Origin of the sequence: Methanoregula formicica SMSP (assembly GCF_000327485.1) — an archaeon.
Classification (GTDB): Archaea; Halobacteriota; Methanomicrobia; order Methanomicrobiales; family Methanospirillaceae; genus Methanoregula; species Methanoregula formicica.
Genome location: NC_019943.1, coordinates 1,725,811 through 1,738,901, shown reverse-complemented (window position 1 = coordinate 1,738,901; position 13,091 = coordinate 1,725,811). Strand labels below are relative to the sequence as shown.

The window sequence follows — 13,091 nt, the reverse complement described above, 5'->3', positions numbered from 1 at the left end:
CAGGGTATTTGCAGAAAAAAGTTCTGGAAATACAATTGCTTCAGATCACTTCGATTATCTCTTCGTTCTTCTGCTCGGCCACTTTCTTTGTCACATAGTTCTGGATGAGGACTCCTGCTATTGCGGCGGCTATGCCGGCAATGGTGTCCCAGAGGATATACCGGGATATGGTCTCCTGGGAGAGCGGGAAGTCGGGCACACCCAGGGTGGGGATCAGGTAGATGCTGGCTGCATACAGGAGGAGGCCGATCGCTGTGACAAAGAACGGGAAGACGATTACCTTGCCGAGGTTCTTCCGGTCGTTCTGGTATACGTCGATGATAACTCCTATCGAGAGGACGAGTCCGGCGAAGATGAGCCATTCGATGGCACCGTAGATGAATGTCACAAGGTAGGTGACAAGGCCTAAGCTGCTATCCGCGGAATAATAGTGCAGGATGTTGTAGAACCCCTGGGTGAAACCGATGATCACGAGCAGGATCGTGGTCGTGTAGGTGATGAACGAGAACCGTCCGCGGGAGAGGGAGGCCCGCAGGGCGTCCATGACTCCATGGGCGAGTTCATCGAACCCGAAGCCCTTGTACAGGAGGAAACACCCGATGACCATCACGACGATGATGGTTGCAAGGCCGGGTGCACCAAGCAAAAATGCGCTTGCATAGAGAAGCATGGCAAGGCCTATCGGGATGAAGACCATGCGGGAGATCTTCGGGTCATCGAAGAGTTTTTTCAGGATATAATACGTGCCTTCGAGATTGGGCATCTGGTTGACGATGACCCTGCGGATGCTCGTTACCGGGAGTTTGGACTGGATGACGGGGATGACATACTCGTCTTCGGCACCGTCTGTGACAAGGATACAGTTTGTCGTGCCGGTCTCTTCCACAACCTTCTGGAGCGAGGCTGCAATCCGGCGGTCCCCCTCGATCATGTGCAGGTGGTTGCCAGCAACGACCGCGACTGCCGCGTCCTCTCCTTTTGCCGTCAGCTCGTCATAGATCTTGATCGCAGAGAAGATCGCATTGACATCGGAATCCTCGGGATCGGTGAGTGCCAGGGTGTTGGCCGCTTTCAGGCATGCGGCCCGGCCGATGCACGGGCTTTCGACCTGGGCCTTCCAGCCGATATCGTCGTCCCGGTCAACGCTCAGGACCAGCGTCCGCCCCTCTGTCATTGTACTATAAAAATGCCGTAAATCTATTAAATCATTGCTGACGGCAGAAAAACAGGAAAATGGGGGATGGAAATCAGATAAGTTTTGAGCGCTGGAGGAGCAGGATGTCGTCAGTGGTGAGTTTCTCGCCGGCGCGGAAGTTCTTGAACAGGCTCTCTGCCTCTTTCCTGACCGCCTTCTGTTCCTTGGTGACCTTGACCTTCTTGGTCTTCTTGCGCAGGCCGGAGATGACCTTGTCGTAGTCGCGGAGCTCCTTCTGGCAGGCAATGAAGAACTTGTGTTCGGAGTCAGCGGACTCCTGTGCCTCGACAAAGCTCTTGTGGGCGGCATCGGCAGCTTCCCGGGACTTGTCGGCCTTGCGGTAGGACTCGACCATCAGGTCGTGGTGTTTCTGGGCAAGCTCGGCGACCTCGGTTACCTTCGCGTGCAGGTCCGATGCCTGCTTGCGGAACTCGCGGGCCTCGGTGATCTTGGTCCGCATCTCCTTGTTCTGCTCGAGCTCGGCTTCCTGCTCGCGGACCTGGCCTTTCATCTGCTTGATCTTCTCGATCAGCTCGCGTTCCTTGTCGGTGGTGAAGACCTCGGTCTGCTGGCGGTACTCCATGTACTCGATCTGCTTCTGGAGTTCCTTGACGCCGCGGTTCTTCTGGGTGCCGTGCTCCTTCTTGAAGGACTCAATGTCCTCGAACAGGACGTTTGCCTTGTCGTTGAGCTCGTTTCTCTGGGCCTTGATGTCAAGGACTTCCTGGTTGTACTTGTCCCGGAGGTCCTTGTTCTTCTGCGCCTCTTCTACAAACTCGCGGGTCTGGTTATTTAAGGTGTTCCGCTCGCGGGCGAACTTGCTGGCATTCGCGTTCAGCTCGTTCCGGCGGTTCTTGTGTTCTTCAGACTCAGCAAGGGTTTTCTTTCTCTTTTCCATCAGGTCATTCAACATGCGTTACCAACTCCTCATTTTGATTGTCCCTTCAAGGGAGGCGCACACCCGCTCGTATGAGGCTTCCGGAACCAGGAAGGCCGTGGTATTCCGTCCGGCCTCCCGTCGTGCCAGTGTAAATACTCTGCATACAGGATGCAGGGCGAAAAACATCAGAAAAGATACTTAGCGCAGAATTCAGGGAAGACTCCGCTTTGAAGTCTTTGTTCGACACTCTGTTCATGATGTTCAACTCCCGATACCGGGGCATACCGCTCCTGCGGATTTTGCCCCCATCCTCCCAGCGAAGGATTGGTCGAATGTACTATATTTTAAAGGAAGAGTGTGCTATTAAGTGTTTCGCCGTGATTCCGGCTGAAAAACAAAACAGGTATGTTGTAAAGGATGTTGCAGGTCCCGTTTTTACAACTGCATGCACGTTTCGGGGATATGGGATTATTCCCGGGGAGCGTCTCCCGCCGGTACCTTGCCGTTCAGGATGAATGCTGCCCGCTGTTCTGCGGTCATGGCCGGGAGGCCGCGGGACTGGATTTTCTTCACGTGCTCATGGAGGGCTTCGCGCAGCGCTGTACGCACCGGGATCTTTCGTGCCTGGAGGAATTCCAAGTCGCTTTTAAAGAGTTTTGCGCTCTGCAGGTTCACTTCCCTCACCGGGTTCTCGTTTGTGATGTACCGTCGTGATGCCATGGCGACCATCTTCTGCATTTTGAAAATGACAAAAAGGGTGTTGGTATTAGAGGGACCAACAGTTTTGGATTATGGATTCGGGGTTAGGCTGGAATGGTGATTGATTCAGGTTGTGCGTGGTTTAACCGACCCATTCAAGGACGCCGCCACCGCTGGGCTGGTCCCTGCTGCTGGTCCTGCGCTGGACGGGCATCTCAACTGCCCGGGGGTTGGAGCGCTTGTTGTCAATCTCCTGCACAACGGTCTTGTAGGACTGGCGGGTGCCAAGGATCTGGGCGCTCTTGACGCCGGTCATGATGGCGAGGACACGGATCTTGCCTTCCATATCGGGCCGGACCCGGGCTCCCCAGATGACATCTGCGTGGGGGTCGAGTTCGTAGGTGAGCGAGGTTGCGACTTCTTCTGCATCCTGCAGGGTGAGGTCCGTGCCGCCGGTGATGTGGATCAGGCTTCCGGTTGCGCCGCGGTAGTCGATGTCGAGCATCGGGTTGGACAGGCACTCGCGGACAACGCTCTCTGCCTTGTTCTGCTGCTTGCTCTCGCCAACGAGCATGACGGCGACGCCGCCCTTGGACATGATGGCACGGACATCTGCGTAATCGATATTGATGAGCGAGGGTTCGGTGATGGTCTCGGAGATGCCCTTGACGGTCTCACCGATGAGCTGGTCCATGACGGAGAACGCCTGCCCGAGCGGGAGGTTCGGGACGAAGTTCTTCAGGCGGTTGTTATCGAGGACAATGACAGAGTCTGCGGCGGCGGCGAACGCTTCGAGACCTTCTTCTGCACGGATCAGGCGGGCTTTCTCGACCTGGAACGGGTAGCTGACCATCCCGACGACGATTGCGCCCTGTTCCTTTGCGATCTGTGCGACAACGGGTGCGGAGCCGGTACCGGTACCTCCTCCCATACCTGCCGTGATGAAGACGAGGTCTGCGGATTCGAGGATTGCCTCGAGTGTCGGGCGTGCCATCTCGGCTGCTCTCTTACCGACATCGGGGTAACCCCCGGCACCGAGACCCTTGGTCAGGGACTTGCCGATCAGGATGCGCTTGTCAGCCTGGATCATGTCCAGGTGCTGCTTGTCGGTGTTGATCGCGATGGTCTCTGCACCGGAAACGCCCATGTGGTGGATACGGTTCACGGTGTTGTTTCCTGCACCACCGCAGCCGATGATAACGATCCGCGGCTGGCCGACAAAGTCATCTTCCATTGCATTTGCGCTGCCGGGCTTGTTGATCTCTTTCTCCAGCTCGGCATTTTTTAAAGCGTCGTTGATAATACTCTGCATATCTACCCTCTCAAACCTTGAATGAAACCTGGTCACTTTCCTTAAGGACACGACTCGCTCGCTTTTCTACAAGTTCACGGACTGCTGCCCGGACCGCTTCGGATACATTCGGGTATTCCCCCGAATCTACCATCTGCTGGAGCAGGTTGATCTGCTGTTCGGGCAACCGGAGCGTGATTCTTTGCATCATTGTATCTCACATTTCTGACATATGTCTGGCTCTTGTCATGCATATGTCAGACAAAGAGAACCCTTGTGTCTGACTTAACCAGATGATTCTAACTAACACGTTTGCCTATAAATACTTTTTTCTCTGCCGGTAAACGCGGCTTCACAACGCATTTATGACAGAATAGCCTAGTATTTGAGAAAAGGAGCGGAATTCTTTGGTTGTTGGCTTTCCGAAACGGGTCGTGCATGGGGGATTGGGAAAGCAGCAGCTGGAAAAAACCCATAAATCGGTGCTGGATTTCAGCGCGAGCGTCAACCCCTGCGTCCCTCAGTTCGCGTGGCACCTGGACCCTGAATGCCTGAAATATTATCCGGATGACTCATACTCTGCGCTCAAGGACCAGATAGGGAAGGTCTTCCACCGCAATCCTGAGGAGATTTGCGTGGGGAATGGATCCATCGAAGTGCTCCGGGCATTCTGTGCAGCACGCTATCGCGACCCGGCCATTCCCCGCACCTTCTTTACAGAATCCCCGACATTCGGTGAATACGAGCTCTCCGCCGCCCTTGCCGGGGCATCCCGCGTCACAGATCCCCGCAGCGCTTCCGTGCAGTTCCTCTGCAATCCCAATAATCCCACGGGGCAGCTGCTGTCAAAGGATGAAGTCAGGGTAAAACTCTCCGCCGCAAAAGATTCCGGCTCCATCCTCTTCTGCGATGAGGCGTTCATCGAGCTCTCGGACCCGCTGCAGAGTGTGGCAGACATCCGCGATCCTGCGCTTTTTGTTCTGCGCTCTATCACCAAGTGCTTTGCCGTCCCGGGGATCCGGTTCGGGTACGGTTTTGGCGATCAGGATCTCGTCCTGAAGATCGAGACTGCCCGCTCGCCCTGGTGCGTGAATGCCTATGCCGAGGCCTATGCCATGGAAGCACTCCTTCACCTTGATGAACTGGCTGCGTCCAGAGCGGCCATAGAAAACGAGCGGGAATTCCTGGTGGCAGAGCTGGAAGCGCTCGGCATGAAGTGCACGCCCTCCCGTGCAAACTACATCCTGTTCGATTGCGGACGGAATGCATCCCCGCTCTGTGAGGCGCTTGCGGGCCGTGGCGTTCTTGTCCGTGACTGTACGTCCTTTGGCCTGCCAACCTGTATCCGGGTCGCGGTCATGTCCCGTGAAGAAAACCGGGCCCTTGTTGAGGCATTTGCAGCATGCGTGCACTGATCATGGCCGGGGGTTCCGGCAGCCGGCTCAACAGCGGGGAAAAGCCGCTTGCTCTCATCTGTGGCCAGCCCATGATCGCGTATGTCATCCGGGCTTTCCAGAATGCCGGGTGCGAACCGGTTGTTGCCGGATCCTCAAAGACCCCCATGACCGCAAACTGGTGCCGGGCCAATGGCATTGCCTTCTGCCGGACAGATGGCCGTGGCTATGTTGATGACATGGTCCAGGCCGTTTGCTCGCTTGATGAGGACGGGGCCCTCTTTGTATCGGTTGCAGATATCCCCTGCATCACGGCAGAAATAATCAAAACCATTGAGGATGCATACATGGCCAATGGGAAAGATGCCCTCTCCACCTGGGTGCCCGCAGCAACCATAACCAGCTGCCGGGAGAGCATGCCCTATCGGGAAAAGATCGGGGGCATAGAAGCGTGCCCTGCTGGTATCAATATCATTCGTGGGGATCACGCCGGCGACGAACAGGATGAGTTCCGCCTTCTCTTAAGCGAGCCCCGTCTTTCCCTGAATATCAACACGCAGGGGGACCGTGAGCGGGCTGAAGCCTTCCTCTGGCAGAACCCGCCTCCCTGACCGGGCCGGTAACCGAAAAATATTCCAGTTCTTTCCAAATTGCGGTTATCAAAACAAAATACGGGTAGATCGGGTTTATTCAGGAATGCATATTAAGGATCATCGCCCTAGATCACTGTACTATGGTCGAGACGCAGGAGATCGAGCTCCGGGGCCACATCATCGATTCCGGCATCATGATGCAGCTCATGGACCGGGTCATGGATCTGGGTGGCAACTTCGAGATCCTTGTCTTTGAGGTCGGCAAGAAGAAGACCGACACGAGCTATGCCCGCCTGCGCATCGCGGCTACCGGTAAGGAGAAGCTCAAAGCAATCCTGTCGGAAGTCCACCGGCTCGGCGCCCGCCCGGTCGAGGTCATGGATGTCCACCTGGTCCCGGCTGAAGCCGATCATGTGGTGCCCAAGGGATTCTATACCACCTCGAACCACCCGACCCAGGTGAAGTACAACGGGGAATGGATTCCCGTTGAGGCAATCGAGATGGACTTCCTTATTGTTGTCGATCCGGTGAAGAAGACTGCAAAGGCAGAGGCTCTGGGCAAGATCCGGAAGGGCAACCTTGTCGTTGTCGGCGAGCAGGGAGTCAGCGTCACCTACCCCGAGCGTCCCCGCGAGCAGAGCACGTTTGAGTTCATGCACGGGACCGTCTCTTCGGAGCGCCCCAGCGAGACCCTCATCGCCCAGATCGCAAAGGAGATTATAGAAGTCCGGAAAAACGGTGGAAAGATCGCGGTTGTCGGTGGCCCGGCCATCATCCACACCGGGGCGGCAAAGGCCCTTGCCTCCATGGTCCGTAACGGGTACGTGAATGTGCTCTTTGCCGGCAATGCCCTCGCGACCCATGACATCGAGAACTGCCTGTACGGGACTTCCCTCGGGATGGACATCACCACCGGCAAGCCCGTGATGGGCGGCCACAAGCACCACCTCTATGCCATCAGCGAGATCATGCGGGCCGGCTCGATCCGGAAAGCCGTTGAGAAGGGTGTTATCAAAAGCGGGATCATGTATGAGTGCATTAAAAACAACGTCCCCTATGTCCTTGCCGGCTCCATCCGGGACGACGGCCCGCTGCCAGACGTGATCCAGGACGTGATGGCAGCGCAGGACGCCATGCGCAAGCAGATCGAGGGGTGCAGCATGGTCCTGATGGTGGCAACGCTCCTGCATTCCATTGCCGTGGGCAACTGCCTCCCGTCAAGCGTCAAGACAATCTGCGTGGACATCAATCCCGCCCATGTCACGAAACTGATGGACCGGGGCACCACGCAGGCCATCGGCATTGTCTCCGATGCCGGCACCTTCCTCCCGCTGCTCGCGCAGCAGCTGGAGATCCAAAGCCAGGCAGCTCCCGGAAAAAAGTGATCCTCACCGCGTCAGCGGCATGCAGTACGGGCTCTCATTTCCGAGGACATACTGCCACTCGTTTTTACACGTGCATTCCGTTTCCAACAGAGCCGCAATGAGCTCACGGTCGGCGTTCAGGGAATAATCCCGTATGCCCCTGACGAGTTCGTAGTCGCACTTCCCGCAATTGTGCGGGCCGCGTTTCTGCCCGCCGCCAAGGGGGTCGCAGGTCATATGGACTGGCGCATTCTTCAGCAACATCAGAACACTCCAGAGGTAGGGCGGCCGGAATGCCCTGCGTTTCCAGTAGTATTCCAGTTCCGTGTTCCGCTGGACCGTGCAGGGATTCATAGAGACGAGATCGGCATACGGAAGGATATCCCGAATGGTCGTCTCCATGTCCTTTATTGCTTCCCCTTCCGTCAGGAAGAGCGGTTTGAAGAGAAGGTATGCTTTAACCCCGGCACCGGCAGAACGGGCCACTGAAGAGGCGCTCGTAAAGTCAGAGAAGGAAAAGCCCTTGTTGATGCATTTTTCCCGGATGAAATCATTGCTCGTCTCAAGGCCGATGGCGCAGTAGAGCGGCGTCTTCCAGCTCCCATCATCAAGACCTTCAATGAATGAGACCAGCGTTTCCCGGCTGACATATTCAGGGCGTGTCTCCGCAATGAGCAGTTTTCCCCGGAACGCAGTGGCAACATCGGCAAGAAATGCCGGGGGAACCTCCACGGGATCGAAAAAGCTGCCGGAAGTGAAGATCTTCACCATCCGGTACTCTTCCGGCTTGTTCTCCCGGATCACCCATGCCAGCTGGGCGCGGAGGCGGGAGAGCAGCTCGGCGCAGTCGGTTTTCCCATATCGCTCGTGCCGGTAACTGCACATCCAGCACTTCGACCAGCTGCAGCCTCCGCTTTTGAAGATGATAGTGAGGCAGTCCAGTTGTTCACAGTCATACCTCTCTTTCCCCCGCCAGGATGCGAGGGGTTTTTCCGGTGTTTCCACGTTCATTTCTATCCTATCTGTTGGTCTGGCGGGATGAAATACACTCTGCTGGGAATCCCCGTAGCCAGTTTCCTGTTGTGAAAAAGAATGGGAAAGCAATAGGCCATTTGGAATCCGAAAATAGAATTATCTTGGTTTTTCCGCGAATTTGGCATCAGGAGAATGCTATTATAGCCGGGAGGCTTACCATTGATCGAAACACCCTCCCGGAAGCACGCTTTCGCTCAGGGAGGTGAAATTCCGGGATCAACGGGAGTATCGAATGAAAAAGGCTGTACTACTGATTATGGGACTTCTGTTGTTGTCAGCCCCCGTACTGGCGTACCAGATCAACATCGAAGCACCGGATTCCGTATCAGTAGGTAAACCTCTTATCGTGACCGGCACAACAACGTTTGGGACCGGGACTCCTATTGATGTAGTTCTGTATTACCAGCTGACGACTACCACGGAAGTGCAGCGCAAGATCGCCTATGTCCTTTCCGATAAGAGTTTCCGGACGGTTTTTGACACCACCGGCCTGAAGACCGGGACCTACAAGGTCGAGGTCCCGTCAACGGCAAACAGTGACGATGTCACCATACGCATGGTCACGATCTATGACCGGTCAGCCGACATCCATCTCGACACCCCCTTAACCCAGGAATTCTCCGGCAAGATTTATCTTTCCGGGGACATCCGGGGACTGGAGAATGCCGGCATCCAGGTCGAGGTCATCGATCCCTCGGGAGCCGTGGTGTTCGGGCCGCAGTACGTCCATACGGACAATAATGCCCATTTCGCGTTCGAAGTGACGGTTCCCGCCCCGGGCTCCTATGAGGTGAGTTTCACGGATGCACGCGGGTATGTCGGTTCACGCACCATCACCACTACGACGTCCGGAAGCGGCGTCATCGCCACGCCCGTGCAGACTGTTGTGACAGCGGGTGGCACCTCAGGGATTGTGTCGGCCCAGGCCCGATCCTCGCGGGGATCGCCGGCCTATTTTATTGTCCGGGCCGGAAGCGGCCCCGTTGCCCTGTATACCTCGAAAACCCTTGACTGGGTTGTCGAGTACAGCGATGACAGCGGGATCCTCCACATGGTGAACGGGCAGGGGGACCAGAACCCGGAACGCGTCGAAATCCTCGGGAACGGCCAGACCTTTTATTTCAAGATCTACCCGTACCAGTACTCCGTAACGGATGACGTTTTCCTCTTCGGTGAGAACGTTGGATCGATTGACGTGAGCCGCACGATCCCGGCACCGTTCCGGTCATCCGGGGACATGTCTGCCTCGGAGACGCAACGGGCGTCCCTGCTCCCCCTGCTCGGGGCAGCAGCGCTTGCAGCGGTCGCCCTCTTCCGGAACCGTCCCCGCGACTGACCGGCCGGCACCCGGGCATTCCCCCGGATCACCGTATCTCCGCCATTTTAAAGAAGCCTTTTTTATATCCCGGAACCAACATATGGAGCACTGCCGGGGTAGTCTAGTCCGGGAAGGCGGTAGCCTTGAAAGCTACTGGTGCCCTGCACCTCAAGAGTTCAAATCTCTTCCCCGGCGTTGTCTGTTTTCCCCATGGGGTTGTTTCCCGCTCGCGGTGTATGCCCATTCCCGTTTCAGTGTTTTTATGTAATGGGAACACCCACAGTACTTCTCAGATACCAGAGAGGATCATCGATGTGCGTTGCAATTCCCGCGGAAGTCCTTGAGATCAGGGACGGAAATATCGGACTTGTAGATTATGGGGAACTCAAGCAGGAGGTACGGCTCGATCTCGTGGATGTCAAGGTCGGAGAGTTCGTGCTCGTCCATGTCGGTTTTGCCATCCAGCGCCTCTCCCGCGAAGAGGGTCTTGAGACCCGGGCGCTCTTCAAGGACGTTTTTTCCGCGATGGAGAACTGATGCACGAGTACTCCATCGCCTATGACCTGTACGCCACCGCCCGTACGGCAGCGCTCGGGCACAAGGCGACAAAGGTCATGAAAATAAACGTCGAAGTCGGTAAAATGGCGATGGTGAACCCGGAGCAGGTTGTCTACCTGTTTGACACCATCAAGGAGGACGACCCCCTGTTCCATGAGGCCGTGCTGGACTGTAAGGAGACCGAGCCGCAGACACGGTGCCCGTGCGGGTACGAAGGCACCGAGGTTTATGTCTGCCCGAAGTGCGGGGCGCTGCCTGAGCTGGTAAAAGGTCGGGAGATCGTTGTGACCAATATCGAGATCGACGCAGAGGATGAACCATGAAAGTCAACATGATGCACGGGGCCGGGGGCGAAGTGATGGGCGAGCTTTTGCAGACGCTCACGAAATTTACGCACAACAATGCCGGCGGGATCGGCCTTGAGGCCCTTGACGACGGGGCCGTGATCCCGTTTGCCGGGGAAAACCTTGTCTTCACAACGGACTCGCACGTTGTACGCCCCATCTTCTTCCCCGGCGGGGACATCGGCAGGATTTCGGTCTGCGGGACCGTCAACGACCTTGCCATGATGGGGGGCAGGCCCATTGCGCTCTCCTGCGGTATGATCATAGAGGAAGGGTTCGAGACTGCGAACCTGGAGCGGATTGTCGCCTCCATGGACGAGGCCCTGGGCGAAGCAGGTGCAAGCATTGTCACTGGTGATACCAAGGTCGTCGAACGCGGGGCGCTGGACGGCATCGCGATCAACACGGCCGGTATCGGCATCGCCAAAAGGATTGTCCGGGACAATGGGCTCGTGCCCGGTGACGTGATCATCGTTTCCGGTACGCTTGGCGATCACGGCCTTGCCATCATGGCACACCGTGAGGGCTTTGATCTCGGCGAGCAGATCCACTCGGACGTTGCCCCGCTCTCGAAGATGATGGAGAAGGTCATGGAAGCCGGCACCATCCATGCGATGAAGGATCCGACCCGCGGCGGCTTTGCCAGCGCCATCAACGAGATGGCAAAAAAAGCCGGGGTCTGCGTCCGGATCCGCGAGGATCAGGTCCCGATACGGAAGAGCGTGAAGAGTGCTGCGGCCATGCTCGGTATCGACCCGCTTGAAGTGGCAAACGAGGGTAAGGTCGTCATGGGCGTTCCGGCCATGGATGCCGATGCCATCCTTGCTGCACTCCGGTCGCACAAGTACGGGAAGGACGCGACCGTTATCGGTACGGTCACCACAGGCGCTCACGTAATCATGGAAACGGCAATCGGCGGCGAACGGTTCATCGAACCCCCGATGGGCGACCCGGTGCCCCGGGTCTGCTGAAAGCGACAATTCCCGTCTCCTTTTTTTCGGCCCGGTATACGGTGGACTGTTAAGCCGTTAAAGGACTATTTCTTCTGCGGGGATATCCCGCTGCCATGACCCGGGATGGAACGGAAATGTTCGCGGGGCACCCGGATGACAAAACGCGCCCCTTTTCCCGGAGTCCCGTTCTCGGTGATGACAAGGTTCGTGATGGCAAGAATCTCTCTTGACAGGAAGAGGCCGAATCCGGTGTTCTTGAAGAACTCACGCCGGAAGATCTTCTCCTTGTTTGCCTCGGGAATTCCCACACCATTGTCCTCGACAATGATGTCAAGTGAGTCTGCCCGCTCGACCGTTCGTACCGAGATCTCCGTCACGTGCTCGCCATGGCGGATCGAGTTCTCGATCAAGTTGTAGAACACCTTCTCAAGCAGCGGGTCTGCGTAGATCTCGACCGGGGGGATGTTGACGTTGACTAGGATCGCACGGGGATCGATGCTTGCGGTGGCAAGAGAGACGGTCTCCGCCACATTGTGCCAGAGTGGCGAGTGGACGCCAATGTTCTGGTAGTCGCGGGTGAAGAGGATCTGGTTCCGGATAGCGGTTGCTGCCTGCAGTTCGCGCTCGAAATATTTCTCCATGGACGGATCCTTGTTATCCGCCTTCGAGATCTCCAGGTAACCCAGCAGTGCGGTCAGCTGGTTGAGGATATCGTGCCGGGTGACGTTGTTTAACAGGTTCAGCTTCTTGTTCGCCTGCGTCAGGGCTTCCTGAGCAAGCTTGTTGTCGGTTATGTCAACAACGGTACAGATGACCCCCGGGTCACCGGTCTCGGCCGCCGAGACCAGCGCCCACCGCATGCTGCCGTCCCAGGCCCGGAACTTTACCTCGATATCGCCGACCCTCCGGAGGTCCCGGACCTTTGTTATGAAACTCTCCCGCTCTTCCTTGTCAGGGATAAGGTCCGGCAGGGATTTGGCCATCAGGTCATCGCAATCGTACCGGATCATATTGGCGAACTTCCGGTTTGCATCCCGGATCTTGAACGTCCGCTTGTCGTAACTGAAAACCCCGGCCTGCGAGTTGTAATATGCTCCGCAGCTCTTCTCACCCTCTTTCCGATATACCTGGGAATACGTGGAGATGAGGACACCCAGCGAGACGAAGATGTAGAACCAGATCGTTGCAAGGGCGTAGAGCTTGAGGTCGGGAAGGCCGAGCGTGAAGACCAGAGCCACGTAGATCCAGCCGACGGCAACGGTACTGTAGATGGCGAGGTTCGGCCGGGCGAACGCGATCAGGATGATAGGGATGAGGTAGAAGTACGGGAATACATCATAGATGCCATGGGAGATCGAGAAGAACGTGATGACCATGGCGGCGAGAATGCTGGAGACGATGCAGACGTCAAAGAGCATCTGCCGCTTCCGGGTCAAAGGCCGCATTGTCATAGTTTTCCCTGGAACT

The 13,091-nt window shown here is 56.6% G+C and carries 14 protein-coding genes and 1 tRNA gene; 8 read left to right on the top strand and 7 right to left on the bottom strand.

The genetic code is table 11. From position 1 onward, the window contains the following. Nucleotides 1–40 precede the first annotated feature (40 nt). From METFOR_RS08685 to METFOR_RS08665, 5 genes are all read right to left on the bottom strand, one after another. The gene (locus METFOR_RS08685; RefSeq protein WP_015285755.1) at nucleotides 41–1,174 is read right to left on the bottom strand and encodes a DUF373 family protein; all 1,134 of its coding nucleotides are present in this window, start codon (nucleotides 1,172–1,174) and stop codon (nucleotides 41–43) included. Nucleotides 1,175–1,247: 73 nt separating this feature from the next. Next, nucleotides 1,248–2,108: a coiled-coil protein gene (locus METFOR_RS08680; protein ID WP_015285754.1), complete on the bottom strand. Its 861-nt coding sequence runs from the start codon at nucleotides 2,106–2,108 to the stop codon at nucleotides 1,248–1,250. Between the two features lie 435 nt (nucleotides 2,109–2,543). Further along, the gene (locus METFOR_RS08675) at nucleotides 2,544–2,813 is read right to left on the bottom strand and encodes a hypothetical protein (protein ID WP_015285753.1); all 270 of its coding nucleotides are present in this window, start codon (nucleotides 2,811–2,813) and stop codon (nucleotides 2,544–2,546) included. Nucleotides 2,814–2,916: 103 nt separating this feature from the next. Further along, nucleotides 2,917–4,086 carry a cell division protein FtsZ gene (gene ftsZ / locus METFOR_RS08670; protein WP_015285752.1) on the bottom strand — a complete coding sequence of 390 codons (1,170 nt, stop codon included), beginning with the start codon at nucleotides 4,084–4,086 and terminating at the stop codon, nucleotides 2,917–2,919. A 10-nt stretch (nucleotides 4,087–4,096) separates the two neighbouring features. Continuing rightward, entirely contained in the window at nucleotides 4,097–4,276 is a 180-nt protein-coding gene (locus METFOR_RS08665; RefSeq protein WP_015285751.1) for a ribbon-helix-helix domain-containing protein, read from the bottom strand. Between the two features lie 196 nt (nucleotides 4,277–4,472). Here METFOR_RS08665 and METFOR_RS08660 point away from each other — a divergent pair, with 196 nt between their 5' ends. The 3 genes from METFOR_RS08660 (at nucleotide 4,473) to METFOR_RS08650 (ending at nucleotide 7,437) form a co-directional block, all read left to right on the top strand. Next, complete coding sequence (locus tag METFOR_RS08660) at nucleotides 4,473–5,480, top strand: pyridoxal phosphate-dependent aminotransferase (RefSeq protein ID WP_015285750.1); 1,008 nt, start codon at nucleotides 4,473–4,475, stop codon at nucleotides 5,478–5,480. Continuing rightward, on the top strand, nucleotides 5,468–6,070 hold the full coding sequence (locus tag METFOR_RS08655; protein ID WP_015285749.1) for a GTP--adenosylcobinamide-phosphate guanylyltransferase: 603 nt from the start codon (nucleotides 5,468–5,470) through the stop codon (nucleotides 6,068–6,070). Before METFOR_RS08660 ends, METFOR_RS08655 begins: the two co-directional genes overlap by 13 nt. A 122-nt stretch (nucleotides 6,071–6,192) precedes the next feature. Continuing rightward, nucleotides 6,193–7,437, top strand: a complete 1,245-nt coding sequence (locus METFOR_RS08650) for an ornithine cyclodeaminase (RefSeq protein ID WP_015285748.1) — start codon at nucleotides 6,193–6,195, stop codon at nucleotides 7,435–7,437. A gap of 3 nt (nucleotides 7,438–7,440) precedes the next feature. Here METFOR_RS08650 and METFOR_RS08645 read toward each other — a convergent pair whose 3' ends face one another. Further along, nucleotides 7,441–8,427, bottom strand: a complete 987-nt coding sequence (locus METFOR_RS08645; RefSeq protein ID WP_015285747.1) for an archaeosine biosynthesis radical SAM protein RaSEA — start codon at nucleotides 8,425–8,427, stop codon at nucleotides 7,441–7,443. A gap of 256 nt (nucleotides 8,428–8,683) precedes the next feature. Here METFOR_RS08645 and METFOR_RS08640 point away from each other — a divergent pair, with 256 nt between their 5' ends. The 5 genes from METFOR_RS08640 to hypE all read left to right on the top strand — a co-directional run bounded on the left by METFOR_RS08640 (nucleotide 8,684) and on the right by hypE (nucleotide 11,642). Continuing rightward, entirely contained in the window at nucleotides 8,684–9,787 is a 1,104-nt protein-coding gene (locus METFOR_RS08640) for a hypothetical protein (RefSeq protein ID WP_015285746.1), read from the top strand. A gap of 92 nt (nucleotides 9,788–9,879) precedes the next feature. Next, a tRNA-Ser gene (locus METFOR_RS08635) sits at nucleotides 9,880–9,964 on the top strand. A gap of 117 nt (nucleotides 9,965–10,081) precedes the next feature. Beyond that, nucleotides 10,082–10,306 (top strand): HypC/HybG/HupF family hydrogenase formation chaperone, encoded by a 225-nt coding sequence (locus METFOR_RS08630; protein WP_015285745.1) that lies wholly within the window; start codon nucleotides 10,082–10,084, stop codon nucleotides 10,304–10,306. Beyond that, nucleotides 10,306–10,650, top strand: a complete 345-nt coding sequence (locus tag METFOR_RS08625; protein WP_015285744.1) for a hydrogenase maturation nickel metallochaperone HypA/HybF — start codon at nucleotides 10,306–10,308, stop codon at nucleotides 10,648–10,650. Before METFOR_RS08630 ends, METFOR_RS08625 begins: the two co-directional genes overlap by 1 nt. After that, on the top strand, nucleotides 10,647–11,642 hold the full coding sequence (gene hypE / locus METFOR_RS08620) for a hydrogenase expression/formation protein HypE (protein WP_015285743.1): 996 nt from the start codon (nucleotides 10,647–10,649) through the stop codon (nucleotides 11,640–11,642). Before METFOR_RS08625 ends, hypE begins: the two co-directional genes overlap by 4 nt. 65 nt (nucleotides 11,643–11,707) lie before the next feature. On the opposite strand, the gene METFOR_RS14575 is transcribed toward hypE, so the two are convergent. After that, nucleotides 11,708–13,075, bottom strand: a complete 1,368-nt coding sequence (locus METFOR_RS14575; protein ID WP_015285742.1) for an ATP-binding protein — start codon at nucleotides 13,073–13,075, stop codon at nucleotides 11,708–11,710. Nucleotides 13,076–13,091: the final 16 nt, after the last annotated feature.